The organism is Aminipila sp., assembly GCF_032051575.1.
Taxonomy (GTDB): domain Bacteria; phylum Bacillota; class Clostridia; order Peptostreptococcales; family Anaerovoracaceae; genus Aminipila.
The window spans coordinates 1-20,137 of record NZ_DAMBYD010000017.1 but is presented as its reverse complement, the minus strand read 5'-3'; the positions used below and the strand labels follow the sequence as shown (position 1 = coordinate 20,137).

Here is a 20,137-nt window from a genome sequence, read left to right as displayed (position 1 = left end):
TTATGGCCTCCTAAAGTAATATCCTATACCTCTTTTGGTCATAATGTATTTAGGGCTGCTGGAATCATCTTCCAGTTTTTCCCTTAACCTTCGAACCGTAACATCCACTGTCCGAATATCTCCGTAATATTCATATCCCCAAACCTCTTCTAACAGCTGTTCTCTGGAAAACACTTTATTTTCCCTTTCTGCTAAATACTTCAATAATTCAAATTCTCTTAAAGTCAGCTCAAGTACCTGATTATTCTTTCTTACTTCATATCTGTTCATATCAATTTCAAGGTTTCCAAAGTCCTGAATATTTGATGGATCATTTGCCGCTCCTGTTGCCAGTTCCGTCCTTCTTAAATTAGCCTTTATTCTGGCAATAAGCTCTCTCATACCAAATGGCTTTGTAATGTAATCATCCGCCCCCAGCTCAAGGCCTAGTACTTTATCTACTTCTTCCTCCTTAGCTGTAAGCATAATAATTGGAACCGTGCTTCCCTCTCTCACGCGTTTACATACCTGAAATCCATCCATAGATGGCAGCATTACATCTAGTAAGATTAAATCTGGCTGTGTATTTAATGCTTTATCTAACCCCTCTTGCCCATCATAGGCAGCATCCACTTCAAAGCCTTCTTTTTTTAAGTTAAATTTTATAATATCCGAGATTGCTTTTTCATCTTCAATTATTAATACCTTTTTTGAGTCCATATGATGCGACCTCCCAGCTCCCACTTTTGTTATTTATTTATATAGTTCATAGTATTATACCAAAAAAAATACGTTTGGGCAAACGGATTATATGTTGTTATTCTTTGTTTTATTACTAATTTAATTATTGTTACCTTGGGCTAACTATGCTAAAATTAGCTATAATTTACAATGCTTTCATTAAAATGCGAAGAAAGGAATCTAGTACTATGTTAAGTAATTTAAAAACTCTTTTCTCTAAAAATAGTTTAAAAAGTAAACTTCTTACTCCGGTGCTTATTTTGGTCTTACTGTTTATGATTTTTATCATATTTCAGATTAACCAGACCAGCCATGTGTTAAGTATGTCAAAAGAACTACAGAATAATCAGTTTGCAACAATTATAAAAGGAGAAGAATTGAAACGAAGTGTAATTCAGGTACAACAGTGGCTTACTGATATCAGTGTTACCCGTGCAGCTGAAGGCCTTGATGATGGGTTTGATGAAGCTGCGGTCAATGCAGAAAATGTGCGTACGCTTGTTGAAGAATTAAAAAAACTGAATCCCGATAAAACTGCAGAGCTTAATGAGATACTCAAAGCTTTTGAGGCCTATTATCAAACTGGAATAAAAATGGCAAACGCATACATAGAAGGTGGCACAGAAGCTGGGAATGCTACTATGGGCCAATTTGATGATACTGCCACAAGGATAAACCAGAATGTTGATGATTTCATGGGTTTTGCTAATGAAAACATCTCCGATGCTATGAAAAAGATGTCTATTATTATAAGTATATTAATTGCTACAAGTATATTTACTCTAGTAGTTTCTGTAATCATTAGTATACTTATACGTAAATCACTTATTAAAAATGTGCTTACACCAATTAGCGAAATTACTGAGGTGGCAAGCAGCATGGCACAGGGAAGTTTGAAACAACATATAGAATTCCACTCTGACGATGAGGTGGGTAAACTGGCAGAAGATCTCCGTGAGATGTCAACCAGCTTAAATTCATATATATCAGATATATCTGGTTTTATGCTGCAGTTAGAAAGTGGTAATCTAAAAACATCCTTAAATTCCGATTTTAAAGGAGATTTTCATAATTTAGCCCTAAGCCTTGAAAACTTCCACCAATCCATAAATTCAACATTACAGGAAATCCATATAGCTTCAAAAAAGGTAGAGGAAGGTTCTTCTCAAGTTTCTTCGGGTGCGCAGCTACTTGCGCAGGGTTCCACAGAACAGGCCAGCAGCATAGAAGAACTTTCTTCTTCACTAATAGAAATGTCTGATAAAATTCAGACTAATGCCTCCAATGCAAAACAGGCTTATGACTTATCTGAAGAAGCTCATAACAATGTAATAACAGGAAATCAGCATATGAAGGACATGTCATCTGCTATGGCAGATATATCTGAGAAATCATCGGAAATTGGCAGAATTATTAAAACAATTGATGATATTGCATTCCAAACAAACATTCTTGCACTGAATGCTGCTGTAGAAGCTGCCCGGGCAGGCACTGCCGGAAAAGGATTTGCCGTTGTTGCAGATGAAGTCCGTAATCTGGCACAAAGATCAGCAGATGCTGCTAAAAGTACTACCCGTCTTATTGAGGGTACTGTAAATGCTGTAGATAATGGTGTTCATATTGCCAGTGAAACGGCTTCTGCATTAAATGTTATAGTAGAAAAGGTGACAGCAGTTACTCAAACACTAAAGCAAATTGCCTCTGATTCAGATGAACAGGCATATACGGTTAGCCAAATAACAGAAGGTATAGAACAAATCTCCTCTGTGGTTCAGACGAATACTGCAACAACAGAAGAAAGTGCTGCAACTAGTGAACATCTTTTCTTACAATCACAGAAACTTAATACCTCAGTTAACAAGTTCATTCTTAAGTAAATAAATCTAGCTGTAAAACAAACCAACTTCATACAAGCCCTTTTATATCACATGGGGAATGCCTTGCATATTATGGTATAAAACCAGAATTACACCCTAAAAGGAGGGCTTTGAAATGAAGGATAGTAAAGGCACTATGCCTGTAATTATATATTCTAAGAAAAATATAAACCAAATACGACAGTGTGTCTTAGAAAACTATGGAAAAATTAAATATGAACTGCCTTTTATAAATGCTCTATGCGTTGAGGTCCCTATTCGAAAACTTAGCAGCATTAAATGTAATACAAATATTTCACTTATTTCAATGGACGCAGAAGTTTCAAAACTACCAGTAGAGACAACCTCTGTACTTACAGACCCTTTTTCTCTTATCGGAAAAAAAAATGCAAAAAACAGAAAACTCCGAAAAAATGTTTTTTCAGGTTCCCTTTGCGGGGAGGGAGTTACTATTGCCATAATAGATACAGGAATATCTCCTCATTATGATATTGTTAAACCCGTAAACAGAATTGTTGCCTTTAAAGACTTTGTAAATAACAGTATCATTCCTTATGATGATGACGGCCACGGTACTCACGTTGCTGGTCTGGCTGCTGGTAATGGCTATATGTTTGGTGGTAATACTATAGTGGAAACGATTCGTAATATGTTTCCAGAAAACGCATGCTCCTTGATTTGTATGGGCACTGCTCCTAAAGCAAACATTGCAGCACTAAAGGCTTTAGATAATGAAGGAAATGGTAACACTTCGGATATTTTAGCCGCAATGCAATGGGTTGCAGATAATCACCAGAAATATAATATTCGGGTTTTAAATTTATCTTTAGGCATTGATGCTGCAAGCTTTGATATGGACGGAGACGGTCAAGACGATGTGGCCGACCCTCTGGTATTAGGCGCTAATTCTCTGGTAAATATGGGAATTACCATAGTTGTTGCTGCTGGCAACAGTGGGCCGAAGGCTGGAAGCATTACCTCCCCAGGAACCAGCCCGGCTGTAATAACCGTAGGTTCTATAAATCCAAACGGAGAGGTCCCTGATTTTTCCAGTCGTGGACCGACGGCCACTGGAGCAATTAAGCCTGATTTACTTGCTCCAGGCATGGATGTACTTTCACTGGATGCAAGCACTAATAAACGGTATTTACGACAGTCAGGCACTTCCATGTCCGCTCCGGCTGTGGCTGGGGCAGCCGCCTGCCTTCATGCCGCAAACCCAAAGCTGACACCTGCACAGGTTAAAGCTTATCTTATGAGAGTCGCCATCCCTCAGGAAAAAGCTGACCTGAATGCTCAAGGGGCAGGCTTGTTAAATATTTAAAAATTATGTTATACTGTGTGTAAAATTTATAATAACGAGGTGGCTGCCCATGTATTTAACAGTTGGTGAAATATCGAAATCACTGGAAATTTCTACAGAAATGATCAGGTTTTATGTGAAAGAAGGAATTATTACACCTAAAAAAAATGAGGAAAATAATTATTGGGTATATTCTTCTGATGATTTAATGCGTTTAACTGATGTTCTTTTTTATAGAGATTTAGATTTATCTTTAAAAGATATAAAAACAATTATGGGTGGCCTGGCGTTAGAAAAAATAGGTGATGTCATTCAGGAAAGAAGATCGGATCTTATTAAAGAAATTCAAAAAAAAGTTAAATCTCTTTCTATGTTACAGGAGTGGGATGAGGACTATCATAAAGAAATAAACCTAGTTGGTAAATTTGAGCAAGGCAATATGCCTTCAGAACTAAGAAAAGAAGATTATTACGATGAGATGGATCATATAGCCAAGTATATGCAAGGCAGTCTTAAACTAGATAGAGAAGACTGGATGTATGTTTCGCTTTCCTTTTTCTATAATATTTATGAGAAGGATTTTAAACTAAAAAAGTACTTGTCTGTAAATAAAACCTTAAAAACTCAGATTACAAATGGCTCTTCTGATATTATAGAAGAAAAAGCAGAACGTTGTATCTACACCGAAGTTTATTATAGTGAAAGCATCTCTGATATGATAAATCCTCTGATAGAATATGCCGAAAAAAATGGCTATGAACTTACTGGCGAAATCTATGGTCGTGAAAATACCAACTACTTTGAAAGTGGCAAGCGTATGGCCCTTTATAAAGTTTACGCTATAATTAAATAATAAAAATACATGATTGACCCCGGAGTTACTCCGGGGTTTATTATTTTATTGAAAGAGAGATGAGATTTTATGTACAACGAAAAAATTATTCAATATATAGACTATATGCAGCCTGACATGTTAGAAGCTTTAGCCGGCTTTATTAAGATACCCAGCATTTCAGCTGATAAACAACAAGTAACCGAAGCCTTAACTTATGCTTTAAACTTAGGCAGGGATTTGGGCTTTGAGGCCCATTCTTATTTAGATAATCAGGTGGGAGTTATTGAAATCGGTCATGGAGATGAAACACTAGGAATTCTTTCTCATGTAGATGTAGTGGCACCCGGTGATATGAAAAAATGGAACACCCCACCTTTTCAAGCTGTAATTAAAAATGAAAAAATATTTGGTAGAGGAGCTATTGATGATAAAGGTGCAATTATTGCCTCTTTATATGCCATGAAAGCTGTTTTGAATCTGGGGTTCCCTTTATGTAAAAAGATACAGCTCATTTTAGGAACTCAGGAGGAAGTAGAATGGACAGATATGGATGCATACGTGAAACAATTTCCTTTGCCTGATTATGGTTTTACCCCCGACGGTGAATTTCCTCTATGTAATATTGAAAAAGGCTGTATGGACATTACCATAGAGTTTCCTCTTGGCTGCATTTCAAAAGATGCTGGCTCCTTAGTCTCCATATCTGCAGGAACTGCTGCCAATATTGTTCCAGGTTTATGCACCGCAGAAATAATGGAGAATACCGATGGCGTTCTCGTTCCATGTACCCATAAAGCCTTAGGGAGGGCTGTTCACTCATGCCAGCCAGAAAAAGGTCAAAATGCAATTTTTAATATGGCGAAACACTTATCTAATTTAACTTTAAAACAAAATAGGCTTTTAGATTTAGTATATATGATCAATGAAAAATTTAGTGATTTGAATGGTACTGCCCTTGGACTTTATAGCCAAAGTGAATATTATAATGAAGAATTCGTGCATAGGAATGTATTTACTCCAACAATTTTAAACGTTGAAAATAATATTGCAACGTTAATTGTTAATGTACGATACTCTTATGGTACAAACGCCCAAGATATTATAAATAGATTTGAAGATTTAGCAAAATATTACGGGGGTTCGTTAACCTCATTTACCAATCTTCCTGCCGTATATGTTAGTAAAGACCGTCCTTTTATGCAAGCTTTTGCCAAAGCTTATGATCAAGTAAGCGGTCGTAAAAATGAATTTGTTTTAGCTTATGGGGGTTCTTATGCTAAAGCAATGCCAAATATTGTATCCTGGGGACCTATTTTTCCTGAAGACGAAGATACCTGCCACGAAGAAAATGAGTATATATCCATAAAAAGTCTTATGGATAATTCAAAGATTTTTGGAGTTGCTATAAGTGAAATTATTCTTTCAGGAAAGTCCTTCAGATAAATTATTATTCTTCAAAAAAGAGAGGAGTGTATCATGGATACTTTCGGTTTATTAAGTCTAATACCAGTAGTAGTAATTATTGTATTTGCACTTATAACAAAAGACACTTTTATTTCATTGTTTCTCGGGGTTGCATCGGGCTTTCTTTTAGTCGCTCACGGTCATCCTTTAACTGCCTTCAATGGCTTCGTAGCCGGGCTTTACACGGTGTTGGCAGATAGTAACACCGCTTGGGTTTTAATGCTTTGTGGTTTATTTGGATCGATGGTTATGCTTATGCAGGAATCTGGAGGGGTTTTAGGCTTTTCTAATTTAACTCATAAGGTGCTAAAAACAAGAAAGGCCTCTCTGCTTGGAACCTGGATTTTAGGCATTATTGTATTTGTTGACGATTATCTGAATTCGCTTGCTGTAGGAGCTGCTGTAAGAGATATTACAGATAAGCACCGGGTTTCAAGAGAAATGTTAGCCTACATCGTAAACTCTACCGGCGTAACGGTTTGTGCTATTGTTCCAATTTCCACCTGGGCTGCTTTTATGAGTGCACAAATGAAGACGGCACATATGACAGAAGGGCTTTCTGCCGCTGGTGCTTACGCTCATGCAATTCCCTTTATGATTTATGCCTGGCTTGCAGTTTTATGTGTTCCCCTATTTTCATTAAAAATTTTGCCTTTATTTGGTCCTATGAAAAAAGCAGAACAAAGAGCTTTAGAAACAGGTCAAGTTTTTTCTGAAACCTCTAAAGAAGCTTTAGTTGAAATTCCAGATGAAGAAAAGAGATTCGCAAATATATCTTGTAGAGCCTTTAACTTTTTGATTCCTATGCTGGTAGTTGCAGCTTTAACAATTATAACTGAAGATATTTTAATTGGTCTTTTTGCTGCCATTGCTGTATGTTTTGTTATGTATATTCCACAGCGTTTAATGAATGTTCAGAAATTCTTTGATAGTGTTATGGGTGGCTTAGTTGACATGTTTCCAACTTTAGTAATTATTGTTTTATCATACGTATTAATTGAAGTAAACGGACAGCTTGGTCTGGTCAATTTCGTCGTAGACGTTGCTTTAAAGACAGTTAATCCAGCATTACTTCCAGTTACAATCTTCGTAGTAATAGGTCTGTTATCCTTTGCTTCAGGAAGTTTCTGGGGTCTTGCGGCAATCGCCTTTCCTATAGTAGGCCCGCTTGCCGCTGCCCTAGGAGTTAATGTTTTCTTATGTGCTGGTGCTTTAGTTTCTGCCGTTGCTTTTGGAGGCCACATCTGCATGTATTCCGATACCGTTATTCTGGCTTCAGCCTCTACTCAAACGACCAATGCTGAATACTTTAGGACATCTGCACCATTAGTAATGGTTCCTTTCGCTCTGTCTATCCTAGTATTTTTAATTCTTGGCTTCATAATGTAAATACATATAATTATCCAAAACCTGAAGTATATGCTTCAGGTTTTTTATTTACAGTAAACAAGAATTAAATAGAAATAATTGCTTATTCCTGTAAAATGTTTTATTCTACTATCATAAGCAAAGGGGGAATATAAATGCCGTATTTTAAGTATAAGAATAAATCCTGCTATTATGAGGCTTATGGAAATGGAGAGCCTGTGGTTTTTTTGCATGGAAATACTGCCTCTTCTAAGATGTTTTCTTCATTAGTAGAATTATTTTCACAGAAGTTTGAAGTAATCCTTATGGATTTTTTAGGACATGGTAAATCTGACCGTGTCGAAAGCTTTGCAACAGATTTATGGTATGATGAAGCATTACAGGTTATAGCTTTTATAGAACAGGCAGGCTATAAAAAAGTAAACGTAATAGGAAGCAGCGGCGGGGCTTTAGTGGCCATAAATGTTGCGTTAGAGCGCCCTGACTTAGTAAATAAAGTAATAGCTGATAGTTTTGAAGGGGAGCAGCCTTTTCCTGCCTTTATTGAGAATGTTGTTACGGATAGAGAGGCCTCAAAACAGGACGAAAATGCTAAAGCTTTTTACTACATGATGCACGGAGAAGATTGGGAAGGCGTAGTGGACAATGATACAAAAGCCCTTTATGAACACGCAAAAACAATTGGCAAATTTTTTCATAAGGATTTATCAGAGTTAGCTTCACCCATTTTATTAACGGGCAGTAAGGAAGATGAATTCGTAAAATTAATTAATCCTAATTTTTATAATACGCTGTTTTCAAATATGATTGGAAAAATTGGACACGGACAAATGCGTATATTTGAAACTGGTGGTCATCCGGCTCTAATGTCTAATCCAGAGCAGTTCTCTAATTTTGCTATAGAGTTTATTGAGACCGTTTTATAGTATTGAAAAGTATGGAGGTTTTAGATGGTTAATACTAATTTACCAGGTTTCACCATAAGATTTGCTGAGAAGAAAGATGCACCTTTAGTTGTTAAATACATTCGAGACCTAGCTTCTTATGAAGATGAACTTGACTATGTATCAGTAACTGCAGATATTCTAGAGAAATACATGTTTGATCAACATGGTGCTGAGTGCCTGCTAGGTGAGTCCAATGGTAATCCTGTTGGTTTTGCATTTTTTCATGAAAGTTTTTCAACTTTCCTTGGGAAACCAGGTATTGCTTTAGTTGACTTATATATTGAACCAGAAATGAGAGGGTGTGGATATGGCAAATCTATGCTTTCCTGTCTTGCAAATATTGCGAAAGAAAGAGACTGCGGTCGTTTAGAATGGTGGGTTCATGACTGGAATGAACCTGCAGCTGAGCATTACAGGAACTGGGGTGCTAAAATGGTTAAGGATATTCGAGTATATCGTATGGACGGTTCTGTTCTTGACAAGTTTTCAAAACAATTTTAAACGCCTACAAAATATGCTACCCAACTATTTAATTTCTAAAAAGTTGGGTAGCTTTTTGTTCAAAATGTTGCCATATTTTCTATGTTTTCATAAATTTGAGAGCACATAAGTCAAATTATTGCAGCTCAAATTAAATTCCAATTAATAGTTTATTTTTCTTACCTCAAAATAACTCTGTGGGTGATTGCATACTGGACATACTCCAGGAGCTTCTTTCCCCGTATGAAGATGTCCACAGTTACGGCATTCCCATACTTTTTCCTCTGACTTTTCAAATACGGTGTTAGTCTTAACATTATTTAGCAGTGCCCTATATCTTTCTTCGTGATGCTTTTCAACCTGAGCAACTGCTCTGAACTGAACTGCTAACTCAGTAAATCCTTCTTCTTCAGCATCCTTGGCAAAGCCTTCATACATATCGGTCCATTCATAATTTTCACCTTCTGCCGCTGCCAAAAGATTTGTAGCAGTATCATTTAACCCACCAAGAGCTTTAAACCAAAGCTTTGCATGCTCTTTTTCGTTATCGGCTGTTTTTAAAAATAATTCAGCAATCTGTTCATATCCCTCTTTCTTAGCCTTGGAAGCAAAATAAGTGTACTTATTTCTAGCTTCTGATTCGCCAGAAAATGCTGCCATTAAATTCTTTTCAGTTTTTGTACCTTTTAGTTCCATGTTCTTCTCTCCTTTTTATCTTTAACTTTATATTTTCTCGAAATCTACAGCCCCATGCTTACAAACCGGACAGATAAAATCTGATGGCAGTGGATCTCCTTCATATATATACCCACAAACCTTACATCTCCAACCAGATTTTTCTACAGGCTTTGGTGCAGGCTTCACATACTTCTGATAATAACTATAGGTTAGTGTTTCTTCATCAGAAAAGCTCATAGCATTAACCACTTCAGCCTTAAATAGTGTGTGTGTACCAAAATCAAAGGTTTTTAACACTTTTCCTGAAAGACATGCATTTGTATTTTCAGTAATATATAGGATGCCATTTTCTGCTCTTTCTACTGCCTTAAAATCTGCAAATTTGTCTACCTCCTTGCCAGATTGGAATCCAAAATTTTTAAAAATAGAGAATTCTGATTTTACGTTCAGTATAGATACATTAAATTCTTTTGTATTCATAATCATGTCATGAGTGTAATTCTGCTTATTTACCCCTAAAGTAATAACAAGTGGTGAACTTGTAACCTGCATTACTGTATTGATAATACAGCCGTTGTCTTTGCTTCCATCCTTTGCGGTTAAAACATAAAGCCCGTAACCAATTTTAAATAGTGCACTGTTGTCCAACATATTTATCCTCCCTTACATCTTTACAAATCTCTAGCTATAACTTTTAAACTGGTTGTGTTTCCTAATGCTAACTTATTCTATAAACCAATATTTGTCAATATTATCTTAATAAATTTTTCGATTTCAATATTTTTTCTTGACTATATTGTTACTGTATAGTTTATTCTATATATATACACTAAATTTTAAGGGAGTTTTTATGAACAACATACAGAAAAATTTTAACTTTACATCACTTATTAGTTATTCCATCCCAACTATTGCAATGATGGTATTTATGTCCATGTATAGTATTGTAGATGGTGCTTTTGTTTCAAAATATATCAATACAAACGCACTTTCAGCATTAAATATAGCTTATCCTTTATTTAACGCGGTCATTGCCATCGGTGTAATGCTTGGCGCTGGCGGCAGTGCATTAATTGCAAAAAAAATGGGAGAAGATAAATTTCAAGAGGCAAAAGAGAACTTTAGCCTGATTGTTTATGCAGGTATAGCTATAGGCTTAACCCTTACTATTTTAGGTGCTGTATTTATGAAGCCAATGCTTGGATTCTTGGGGGCAAATGACCTATTAATGAATTATTGCTACGACTATGCATTTACTCTTTTATTATTTACAACTCCTACAATATTACAAATGATTTTTCAATATTTATTTATTACAGCTGGAAATCCCCATCTAGGACTTGGTCTCACTATTGTTGGCGGCGGTCTGAACATGATTCTTGACTATATTTTTATAGTTCCATTGAACATGGGTATCAGTGGGGCAGCTTTAGCCACGGGCATAGGAATTATGGTTCCTTCTTTAGTCGGGCTCTTTTATTTTTCACTTAACCGAAAAGGAACTTTATGTTTTGTAAAAACAAAATTACGTATGGGTATACTTGTCCACGGCTGTGCAAATGGTTCCTCGGAAATGGTTACCGAACTGTCAAATGCGGTAATAACTTTTTTATATAATGCTATTATGCTTAGATATCTGGGAGAAGATGGTGTAGCAGCTATTACCATATTACTTTACGTAGATTTCCTACTTAAGGCAGCCTTACTGGGCTTTTCTATGGGAGTTTCTCCGATAATCAGTTATAATTACGGTAGCCAGAACATTGCTCAAATAAAAAGAATTTTTAAATACTGTTTTTCTTTTGTGCTGGCGAGTTCTCTAGTAATATATATTTCCTCCAGCCTTTGTGCGCCTCTTCTAACAAGCATCTTTGCACATAAGGGCAGTAATGTGTATAACTTAGCCATAAGTGGATTTATGCTATATAATATATCCTTTTTGTTCTCAGGATTTAATATATTTTCCTCCGCTTTGTTCACCGCCTTTTCAAATGGTAAAATCTCTGCGATTATATCTTTTTTAAGAACCTTTGTGTTTCTTTCCGCGGGGTTACTTGTACTGCCACCTTTAATTGGGATCAAGGGGGCATGGATAGCAGTTACCATTTCCGAAGGGCTATCCGTTATAATGAGCTTATTTTTTTTGATTAGATACAGAAAAATATATCAATATTTATAGATTTAATATTGTTGCTGAATTTTAGATTGTCATTTCTGTATCCTTATCAAAGATATGCAATCTATCCTCTTTGAACGCCATAAACGCAGTACACCCAATGGTGTATTCCTCACTTATCTGTGTTCTCACGATAAACTTGTTTTCGTTTAAAGTACAGTGCAGGTACATCTCCGAACCCATATGTTCAATTAACTCAATATTCATCGGAATAGAATTACTGCTTATATTTTGGACTGAAACATCCTCAGGTCGAATACCTAACACAACTTCTGTCCCCTCATATTCAGCAAACTTTTCTTGTTTGCACTGGGGAAGAGCAATGTGTTTTTCTTCAAATTCAGCAACATATTGTTCTTGTCTTTTAATAATTCTTCCACTGAAAAAGTTCATCTGAGGGCTGCCAATGAAACCTGCAACAAATACATTGCACGGATTATTGTATAGATTCTGAGGTGTGCCAATTTGTTGAATGTATCCGTCCTTCATCACCACCATACGATCACTCATCGTCATGGCTTCCGTCTGATCATGTGTGACGTATACAAAAGTAGTTTCCAGTTTTTTATGCAGCTTTAAAATCTCTGTACGCATTTGGGTTCTCAATTTAGCATCCAGATTGGAAAGAGGTTCGTCAAGCAGAAAAACTTCAGGATTTCTTACCATAGCACGGCCCAGGGCAACACGCTGACGCTGCCCCCCTGAAAGAGCCTTCGGCTTTCTGTTAAGAAAATCTTCAATCCCCAGCACTTCAGCCGCTTCTTCAACTTTTTGCTTTATTTCTTCTTTTGGCATCTTCCTTAAAATAAGCCCAAAAGCCATGTTTTTAAATACCGTCATATGTGGATATAAAGCATAGTTTTGAAACACCATTGCTATATTCCTATCTTTGGATGCTACATTATTTACCAGTTTATCCCCTATATATAATTCACCCTCACTGATATCCTCCAGCCCTGCAATCATTCGTAGCATGGTTGATTTCCCACAGCCAGAAGGACCAACCAGAACTATAAACTCCTTATCTCCTATTTCCAAATTAAAATTATGTACCGCTGTCACATTGCCGGGATAAATTTTTTTTAAATCTTTAATTCGTATTTTTGCCATTATTCCAATCTCCTGATGAATGTAATCTTTCCATTAATAATAAACAAATATTTATGGAAAACCCGATTATAAAAAACACTGATAAATAAATACTTGTTTTTAAGGCTGAAGTAATAAATCCAAAGGCCGAAGAATCATTTAACTGCAAAACCCATATATTATCATGACAAAATAAAAAATACTCTATGGAGCTAAATATAAGATTCAAAATCAAAATAATCATTGTTATCATACAGGTAAATGCAAAACCTATTTTTATTACTTTTTTGGGATAAAATTCAAACAGCTCACGTGCATAATGCCTTTTCAATAAATCTTTGTATTCCTTTATGTTTTGTTGCAGCCTGCAATTACTTCTCTGAATAAAGAACAAAAAAATACTAATTGCAGCAAGTTTTAATCCAATAAGAAACACTCCATAAACTACTTCTGCCAAGTCGCCAAAGTAAATAAAACGATACCCACTTTCTTCTGAAAGTATTGATTTACATTGGTTTTTAATTTGCTCTCTTGTTAAGTTATTTTCTAATCCAACAACAAAGGACCTGGGATTTTCCTCTGAACAGGAAACCGGAATATAAATGCTTTTATCTTCACTTTCATCATCAATTACACCGGTTACAGTATACTGGTTCTGACCCATTTTAATCTTCAATCCGCTTACATTAATATTTCCAAACATGGCATAGGCAGAAGTTTTATTTAGAACAGCCAAATTTTTTCGTTCTTTTTGATCTTTTTCAGTAAAAAAAGAGCCTTCAAGAAGCTTTTTATGCATAATAAAGGGATAAGTAAAGTTGGTTTTTATTACTGCCACATCATAATTTGCGTTTAACGCCTGAAGATTTTCTTTTGACAGAATCTCATATGTCAAAAGAAATACCCCCCCATTGGTCTTTTCTAATGCCTCTGTATTAATTCGCGATGAATCGGAGGTAATTGGAGTCACAAGAAGCCAATCCTTACAATCCATCATTCTTACATGAATTGATAGGATGAAAAGTCCCATAAGAAATGTAGCTGTAAGCAGCCATAAAAAATGCCTAATTTTTTTCTGCAAAGAAATCACCTTCATTTTCAAGTACTATCGTATCCCCTTTTGACAATTCTTTGTTGCAAAGCAATACAACCGGTTCAAAAAAAGTAATACCTTTTGTTATGATTGTATTTTCATTATCATTATCACCAATATAGACTTTCAGCTTTTCTACATAGAATTCTTTACCAAGCATGCCTTCCCTTTGTTTTATCTGATATAGAAAATATCCCTCACTATCCTTATTCAACGCACCGTTTGGTACAAGTGTGTGCGATTCAGCACCTTTCTTCTCAAATTTAACATCAAAGGTTTCTCCAGCTTTTACTTTATCCGATTGAATTAATATGGATACTGCTTTTTTCCCTTCTACTGCTTTTACCTCAGTAACGGTTCCTTCGAAACTATAGGATGAATTCTCCAGCTTACATTTATCGCCCTCCGTTATAAAATTGTTATCTAAGGTAATACTGCAATTTACTTTTAAATTTTGAGTCAATCCGCATTTTGCAACAAGTTCTCCACTGCTAACCTTCTGCCCTTTATGTATGGATAATTCCGAAACAACTAAATTATCTGGAGCATATACTGTCATTGAACCAGAATCAGACGTGTCTTGGTATTCAAGCATCAGCTTCTGTTTTTTTATATATAGTGCCTTTAGTTCTCTATCTACTTTTTCATAGTCGTTCTTCGGTGCAGCGCCTTGCTCATATAGTTTTTTTGAGTCACTGCAATCATCTTCTGCATTCTTAATATCCATATCCACCTGCTGGATTTCATAAGCCTTATCTCTATTTTTAGTTATTTCCTCCTCTGATAAGGATACTCGGACAATTGGCTGTCCTTTCCGTACATAATCCCCCTGTTTTACAAAAATCTCTTCCACATTTCCTCCGGTATCGGTATATACTTCCAGCTTATCCGCCCATTCTGCAATCCCCTTAGCTGATTCTGTTTTATCCAGCTTTCCGTTTACTGGAATAACTGCCGTTACAACGGGCAGGTTATAGTTATAAACAGTTTTTGAAACGAAGGTTAGAATGAGAATTAAGATGATAAATCCTGCTCCTATTGTTTTAACATTAATTCTTCCTTTTACATGATTATTGTTATTCATCATACATTTCCTTTTACTTTTATTTTATGCCAGACATCTCAATTCCTTTTTCCAAATCTTTTTGTCCAATAGTTAAAAACCAAAGCGGTAACATCATATAGACCGTAGAGACCGCAAAAATCAAGCTGACATTCTGTGAAGGTATCATAGAAAGAAATACGGAAAGCGGTTCTCTGTAATACTCTTTGATAAAGATTATAGCTTGCTCCACTATATTCCAGTATTCAATAAATACCAGCATAGATAAAGCTGCGATTCCTGATTTTATCTGAGGAAGACCTATATGCCAAAAAATATAAAGCGCACCTGCCCCATCCACCCGAGCCGCTTCAAAGTATTCTTTAGGGATTCCCTTCATCATCTGCCTTAGTAAAAAAGTACCAAACGGAGAAAAAATCCCCGGAAGAATGATGGCAAAATAACTGGTTGTCAGACCAAGTTTATCCGCCACAATATAATTAGGTACCAAAACAGCCTGAAGCGGCATCAGCATGACTACAATATATATTAAGAATATTTTTTCTTTATGTCTCCAAGTCCAAATCGTAAATCCATAGGCCGTTAGTACCGACACGATAACATTTCCTATTACTATTGGTACTGTAATCTTAATAGAGTTAGCCAGCAAAATTAAAAAGGATGGCTGGTTAATCAAAGTCTCTTTGTATTGTGAAACTGTGATCTGGCTGGGAATTAACGGAATTCGTATAAATTTCTCCTTTACCCCATTTACCAAATCAAAAACAGAAAGTGATGTAGTATAGTGAGATATGATGTCATTTCCCGTCATGAAGGAATTTGTTATAGTTACCACTAGTGGAATCATAAACAGGACACTAAGTGCAATCAGTATTGCTACAATAACCTTATTTTCTAATCCACGGCTCATTCACTATGCCTCCTTTCAAACCAAAGCAAAAATTGAACAAGCAAAGTAATAAGCAAGACCATTACACTTGTTGCTGTTGTCAGTTTCTGATAATTTAATGAGTAGAACATATTATTCATAAAGTGCTGGAGCATATAGATGCTTTCATGAGGGTATTTCCCAGTTATCAAGTATATTTCTTTAAATACCTTAAAGGAATTAATGATGGACATAATTGAAACTAGTACAATCATTGGTACCATTCCAGGTAAGGTTATATAAAAGAAGTTCTGAATACCATTTGCACCGTCAACTGCAGCTGCCTCATAATGCTCCTTTGGTATGTTATGTAACCCTGCCATGAATAAAACCATATTATAGCCAAGGTTCTTCCAAATAAAAATCAGCACAACGACATACAGCGCCGCCGAAGTTTCCAGCCAATTAACGCCCTGAACCCCTACAGCATTCAATATTCCATTGACATACCCCTGATTCATAAACAAAGCCTTCCAAAAAAAAACCATTGAACCTGACGGAATCACAAGGGGAATTAGAAAAATCAACACAAACAATTCTTTGTGATACTTTACTTTGTCAATCAGTATAGCTACCATCAATGATAGAAGCATTCCCAGCGGTACACTCATACTAATAAAAATCAACGTGTTCTTCAGTCCCAGAAGATAGGGTTTGTTTTGAAACAGATCCATAAAATTCTTAAATCCAACAAAAGAGCCGTTTACTGGTTTATTCATAAAAGCATATCCAAATGACACGAAAAACGGCCATATATAAAACACAATTAATCCTGCAAATCCTATAAATAGAAAGCAGAATGCAGGATTAATTCGATATTTTTTTGTACTTTTATTCCATTTTTTTAACATATTTAATTTATTCATTTAAATATAACTCTATTTTCTCCTGCAAAGTATTTGCAACTTCATCGGCTGTTTTTGAGCCATTAAAATAGTTATCTACTTCTTTTTCTATCATGGTATCAATGGTATCATCCTTAATTGGATAGTAATTTAAAGCATCAGAAAATTTTTCAATAGATTTAGTGGAAGTCTCATATGCCTTTTTCTGTTCCGCTGTTAATTCCTTATTTGGATCTGCCTTACCGTCAAATAACTGTCCTGAAATATACAGTTTAATCATATCCATTCGTGCTGTATTCTTAATAGGAAAAGAATAGGACTCTAATGGTATATCACCACTCATGAGAAATTTTAGGAAAGCCCATGCCAAGGCTTTATTTTGGGAATTTGAATTAATTCCATAAGCCTGCATATATCTAAATTGTGCTTCTCCATTGTCATTGGTCAAAGAACCCAATGATTTATCGTTACTAGTGTCTCCACCGTCCGATACAGGTCCATTTGAATTGATTCCTGCACTTTTTAACGCTTCATCTATTAATGAAGTATCCATTTTTGTTTTAAATACAAAGTGCTGCCTATCCATTTTCTCTAGATCTTCTACGGACAACTCTTTATAGTTTGGCTCTATATCTAAATAACCATTTTCTCCATATTTCTTTACGGACTCCAATAGTCCAGCAAATTTTCCGTCTATTAAATTTACTTTTTTGTTTTCAATATCAATATAGTTTTTATAATCAGTTCTCAGCATTTCTCTAACCATATCCGTTCCGGCGAACCGATCAAACATTCTGACTGGTTCAGTAGCATCTGTATTTGCACGCTGAAGTGGTTCCTTGCCAATATCAAACAACTTCTTATATGTATACTTATCACTTTTCTGTAAACTTTGCTTCTCATTCTCATTAAAAAGCGAAGCGTCATAAGCAAGATAGTCAAACATATAATCTAAAGGCATGATGTATTGACCGTCATGATATTTCATTGCATCTAATATATTTTTTTGGTAATCCTTTATATTAAAACTGCTATCCGCATCCATATAAAGCTGCAAATCCTCCAGTTGACCGCCATCTGCATACTTATAATAAGGTAGAATATCCATTGCCAATACATCCGCACCTTTTCCACTCATAAGCTCTGTATTTATTTTACTGACATAGTCTGCTCGTTTCTGTTCATCATCTTCCTTTGATGTGGATACAATAGATCCGCCTCCTTCTAATTCTTTTATTTCAGGCATAGGTGCAAAGCTTTCTACCTTAATTTTTGTACCTGGATTTTTTTTCTCAAAAGTTTTAGCAGCTTTTTCAAGAAAATCTTTATAAAGCATAGTATCATAACAACTTACTGTGATTTCACCTGACAGCTTTTCACTTAACAATTGTTTTACCACTCCTTCATTTTTCTGTCCGCAACCTGTTACTGAAAATCCAAGAGTAACCGCGCATATGACCGCAATCCATTTTTTCATAATAAACCTCACTTAACTCATTACTAATTATTTACTGCATAGATAATATCAAAAACAAACAGATTGTATCTTAATATTTAATAGTTTAATTCCTAAGAAAATCCTAACAAGCAATTAATATTTTATTCATTTAAATACAACTGTATTTTTTCCTGCAAAGTACTTGCGACTTCAGTAGCTTTTTTTGAACCATCGAAATAATAAGCCACTTCAGTGTTAATCATTTCTTTAACTGTATCATCCTGAATAGTATAGTGATTCAGCTCATCCGAAAAATCATTAACGGATTTTAAATAATAGTCATAGACTTTCCGCTGTGTTTCTGTTAATTCTTTATTTTGGTTTTCAGATCCTTTATCAGACGATATTCCTAAAATATCTGAAATATCCATTTTGACTTTTTCCTTAAGAGCCTTATTATTTATAGGCAAAGCTGAAAATTCAGTGCTTGATTGCATGTTCTCACTCATCAGAAATTTAATAAAGGCCCATGCAAGAGTTTTATTTTTTGAATTTGAATTAATTCCGTAAGCCTGCATATAATCTAAATTAATGTCACCATTTTCATTTGCCAAAACTCCTAAAATTTTATCATTATTTTCGTCTCCACCGGATGTATCAAAAGAGAAAAAATCTTTCTTTCCAGTACTTCTTAAAACATCTGACAATAAAGAATAACTTCCTTTTATTTTAAAAAGTAATTTTTCCTGTTTTATTTTTTCAAAATCTTCTATAGTCAATTGTCCAGATTCAGAATCCGCCTCTAAATATCCCTTTTCTCCATATTCTCTTACAGATTCCAACAGTTTAACAAAACTTCCATCAGTAAAATTTACTTTTCTGTTTTCAATATCAATATAATTCCCATAATCTAACCGTAGTAATTTTCTAAACATCTGAGATTCTGTTAATCTAAACATTCTGATTTGTCCTGCAGTACTTATATTTGCCCGTTGAAACGGTATCTTACCGGATTGAATCAATTGTTTGTATGTAAATTTGCTGCTGCCTTGCAAACTCTGTTTTTCTTTTTCTGTGAAAAATGTAGAATCATATGCAATATAATCAAACATATAGTCCAATGGCATCACATACAGGCCGCCATGATATTTCATTGCGTCTAATACAGTTTTTCTGTAATCGCTTATATCAAAACTACTGTCTTCTTTCATGTAAGTCTGTAAATCTTCAAGTTGACCGCTATCTGCATATTTATAATAAGGCAGTATGTCCATTGCCAGTACATCTGCACCTTTTCCACTCATCAATTCTGTATTAATTTTACTGATATAATCTAAGCGTTCCTGTTCATCATCCCCTGTTGTTACCACTGAAACGGAAACACCATCGCTTTCTGATTCTTTTACTTCCGGCATAACCCCAATAGCTTCTACCTTTATTTTTGTACCAGGATTTGATTTTTCAAAAGATTTAGCAGCTTTTTTAAGGAAATCTTTATACACCATTGTGTCATAACAGGACACTGTTATTTCCCCCGCCGGTTTTTCACTCAGAACTTGTTTTACGGACACTTCTTTTGTCTGTCCGCATCCCGTTGCAGAAAATCCAAGTGTAACTGCGCATATTACTGCTATCCATTTTTTCATAATTGTCCCTCCATATGATTTTTTGTAATTATTTCCTTTAGAGATTACACGTTTTATCTGTATCCAACCTGAATTCATTCTGTAGATTTCCTGTAGAAAAATACTATTTAAAAATTAAAAAAGACTGCCAAAATGAACCGCTCCCCGTCAAGTAGACAACTGAATAAATATAAACTTTTTCATCCAG

The 20,137-nt window shown here is 35.4% G+C and carries 18 protein-coding genes; 8 read left to right on the top strand and 10 right to left on the bottom strand.

Features of this window, described 5'->3' with window-relative positions; genetic code table 11:
* Positions 1-699, bottom strand: coding sequence for a response regulator (locus RTW14_RS17930; RefSeq protein WP_312654047.1), 699 nt, complete (start codon positions 697-699; stop codon positions 1-3).
* 209 nt (positions 700-908) lie between these two features.
* Here RTW14_RS17930 and RTW14_RS17925 point away from each other — a divergent pair, with 209 nt between their 5' ends.
* From RTW14_RS17925 to RTW14_RS17895, 7 genes are all read left to right on the top strand, one after another.
* Positions 909-2,597 (top strand): methyl-accepting chemotaxis protein, encoded by a 1,689-nt coding sequence (locus RTW14_RS17925; RefSeq protein WP_312654045.1) that lies wholly within the window; start codon positions 909-911, stop codon positions 2,595-2,597.
* Between the two features lie 115 nt (positions 2,598-2,712).
* Positions 2,713-3,921, top strand: a complete 1,209-nt coding sequence (locus RTW14_RS17920; protein WP_312654043.1) for a S8 family peptidase — start codon at positions 2,713-2,715, stop codon at positions 3,919-3,921.
* 49 nt (positions 3,922-3,970) lie between these two features.
* Entirely contained in the window at positions 3,971-4,753 is a 783-nt protein-coding gene (locus RTW14_RS17915; protein ID WP_312654041.1) for a MerR family transcriptional regulator, read from the top strand.
* A gap of 69 nt (positions 4,754-4,822) precedes the next feature.
* The gene (locus RTW14_RS17910; protein WP_312654039.1) at positions 4,823-6,178 is read left to right on the top strand and encodes a Sapep family Mn(2+)-dependent dipeptidase; all 1,356 of its coding nucleotides are present in this window, start codon (positions 4,823-4,825) and stop codon (positions 6,176-6,178) included.
* A 33-nt stretch (positions 6,179-6,211) separates the two neighbouring features.
* Entirely contained in the window at positions 6,212-7,588 is a 1,377-nt protein-coding gene (locus RTW14_RS17905; RefSeq protein ID WP_312654037.1) for a Na+/H+ antiporter NhaC family protein, read from the top strand.
* A gap of 134 nt (positions 7,589-7,722) precedes the next feature.
* Positions 7,723-8,493: an alpha/beta fold hydrolase gene (locus RTW14_RS17900; protein ID WP_312654035.1), complete on the top strand. Its 771-nt coding sequence runs from the start codon at positions 7,723-7,725 to the stop codon at positions 8,491-8,493.
* Positions 8,494-8,517: 24 nt separating this feature from the next.
* On the top strand, positions 8,518-9,015 hold the full coding sequence (locus RTW14_RS17895; RefSeq protein ID WP_312654033.1) for a GNAT family N-acetyltransferase: 498 nt from the start codon (positions 8,518-8,520) through the stop codon (positions 9,013-9,015).
* A 141-nt stretch (positions 9,016-9,156) separates the two neighbouring features.
* Here RTW14_RS17895 and rbr read toward each other — a convergent pair whose 3' ends face one another.
* Together rbr and RTW14_RS17885 are read right to left on the bottom strand one after the other, a co-directional pair.
* On the bottom strand, positions 9,157-9,690 hold the full coding sequence (gene rbr / locus RTW14_RS17890; protein WP_312654030.1) for a rubrerythrin: 534 nt from the start codon (positions 9,688-9,690) through the stop codon (positions 9,157-9,159).
* Between the two features lie 27 nt (positions 9,691-9,717).
* The gene (locus RTW14_RS17885) at positions 9,718-10,323 is read right to left on the bottom strand and encodes a flavin reductase (RefSeq protein ID WP_312654028.1); all 606 of its coding nucleotides are present in this window, start codon (positions 10,321-10,323) and stop codon (positions 9,718-9,720) included.
* A 199-nt stretch (positions 10,324-10,522) separates the two neighbouring features.
* Between RTW14_RS17885 and RTW14_RS17880 the strand changes: the two genes are divergently transcribed.
* Positions 10,523-11,851: an MATE family efflux transporter gene (locus tag RTW14_RS17880; RefSeq protein ID WP_312654026.1), complete on the top strand. Its 1,329-nt coding sequence runs from the start codon at positions 10,523-10,525 to the stop codon at positions 11,849-11,851.
* Between the two features lie 21 nt (positions 11,852-11,872).
* Here the strand turns inward: RTW14_RS17880 and RTW14_RS17875 are convergent, their stop codons facing one another.
* The 7 genes from RTW14_RS17875 to RTW14_RS17845 all read right to left on the bottom strand — a co-directional run bounded on the left by RTW14_RS17875 (position 11,873) and on the right by RTW14_RS17845 (position 19,950).
* Positions 11,873-12,958 carry an ABC transporter ATP-binding protein gene (locus RTW14_RS17875; protein WP_312654024.1) on the bottom strand — a complete coding sequence of 362 codons (1,086 nt, stop codon included), beginning with the start codon at positions 12,956-12,958 and terminating at the stop codon, positions 11,873-11,875.
* Complete coding sequence (locus tag RTW14_RS17870; protein ID WP_312654022.1) at positions 12,939-14,018, bottom strand: ABC transporter permease; 1,080 nt, start codon at positions 14,016-14,018, stop codon at positions 12,939-12,941. The genes RTW14_RS17875 and RTW14_RS17870 overlap by 20 nt, the downstream gene beginning before the upstream one ends.
* Entirely contained in the window at positions 14,002-15,117 is a 1,116-nt protein-coding gene (locus tag RTW14_RS17865) for an efflux RND transporter periplasmic adaptor subunit (protein WP_312654020.1), read from the bottom strand. The genes RTW14_RS17870 and RTW14_RS17865 overlap by 17 nt, the downstream gene beginning before the upstream one ends.
* A gap of 16 nt (positions 15,118-15,133) precedes the next feature.
* The gene (locus RTW14_RS17860) at positions 15,134-16,003 is read right to left on the bottom strand and encodes a carbohydrate ABC transporter permease (RefSeq protein ID WP_312654018.1); all 870 of its coding nucleotides are present in this window, start codon (positions 16,001-16,003) and stop codon (positions 15,134-15,136) included.
* Positions 16,000-16,887: a carbohydrate ABC transporter permease gene (locus RTW14_RS17855; RefSeq protein WP_312654016.1), complete on the bottom strand. Its 888-nt coding sequence runs from the start codon at positions 16,885-16,887 to the stop codon at positions 16,000-16,002. The genes RTW14_RS17860 and RTW14_RS17855 overlap by 4 nt, the downstream gene beginning before the upstream one ends.
* Complete coding sequence (locus RTW14_RS17850) at positions 16,880-18,343, bottom strand: ABC transporter substrate-binding protein (RefSeq protein WP_312654014.1); 1,464 nt, start codon at positions 18,341-18,343, stop codon at positions 16,880-16,882. The genes RTW14_RS17855 and RTW14_RS17850 overlap by 8 nt, the downstream gene beginning before the upstream one ends.
* A 122-nt stretch (positions 18,344-18,465) precedes the next feature.
* A complete protein-coding gene (locus tag RTW14_RS17845; protein ID WP_312654012.1) occupies positions 18,466-19,950 on the bottom strand; it encodes an ABC transporter substrate-binding protein in 1,485 nt (494 codons plus the stop codon).
* Positions 19,951-20,137 lie beyond the last annotated feature (187 nt).

Coding starts and splice junctions, on each gene's coding strand:
- RTW14_RS17930 (WP_312654047.1), bottom strand. CDS start 699: ATGGACTCAAAAAAGGTATTAATAATTGAAGATGAAAAAGCAATCTCG.
- RTW14_RS17925 (WP_312654045.1), top strand. CDS start 909: ATGTTAAGTAATTTAAAAACTCTTTTCTCTAAAAATAGTTTAAAAAGT.
- RTW14_RS17920 (WP_312654043.1), top strand. CDS start 2,713: ATGAAGGATAGTAAAGGCACTATGCCTGTAATTATATATTCTAAGAAA.
- RTW14_RS17915 (WP_312654041.1), top strand. CDS start 3,971: ATGTATTTAACAGTTGGTGAAATATCGAAATCACTGGAAATTTCTACA.
- RTW14_RS17910 (WP_312654039.1), top strand. CDS start 4,823: ATGTACAACGAAAAAATTATTCAATATATAGACTATATGCAGCCTGAC.
- RTW14_RS17905 (WP_312654037.1), top strand. CDS start 6,212: ATGGATACTTTCGGTTTATTAAGTCTAATACCAGTAGTAGTAATTATT.
- RTW14_RS17900 (WP_312654035.1), top strand. CDS start 7,723: ATGCCGTATTTTAAGTATAAGAATAAATCCTGCTATTATGAGGCTTAT.
- RTW14_RS17895 (WP_312654033.1), top strand. CDS start 8,518: ATGGTTAATACTAATTTACCAGGTTTCACCATAAGATTTGCTGAGAAG.
- rbr (WP_312654030.1), bottom strand. CDS start 9,690: ATGGAACTAAAAGGTACAAAAACTGAAAAGAATTTAATGGCAGCATTT.
- RTW14_RS17885 (WP_312654028.1), bottom strand. CDS start 10,323: ATGTTGGACAACAGTGCACTATTTAAAATTGGTTACGGGCTTTATGTT.
- RTW14_RS17880 (WP_312654026.1), top strand. CDS start 10,523: ATGAACAACATACAGAAAAATTTTAACTTTACATCACTTATTAGTTAT.
- RTW14_RS17875 (WP_312654024.1), bottom strand. CDS start 12,958: ATGGCAAAAATACGAATTAAAGATTTAAAAAAAATTTATCCCGGCAAT.
- RTW14_RS17865 (WP_312654020.1), bottom strand. CDS start 15,117: ATGATGAATAACAATAATCATGTAAAAGGAAGAATTAATGTTAAAACA.
- RTW14_RS17860 (WP_312654018.1), bottom strand. CDS start 16,003: ATGAGCCGTGGATTAGAAAATAAGGTTATTGTAGCAATACTGATTGCA.
- RTW14_RS17855 (WP_312654016.1), bottom strand. CDS start 16,887: ATGAATAAATTAAATATGTTAAAAAAATGGAATAAAAGTACAAAAAAA.
- RTW14_RS17850 (WP_312654014.1), bottom strand. CDS start 18,343: ATGAAAAAATGGATTGCGGTCATATGCGCGGTTACTCTTGGATTTTCA.
- RTW14_RS17845 (WP_312654012.1), bottom strand. CDS start 19,950: ATGAAAAAATGGATAGCAGTAATATGCGCAGTTACACTTGGATTTTCT.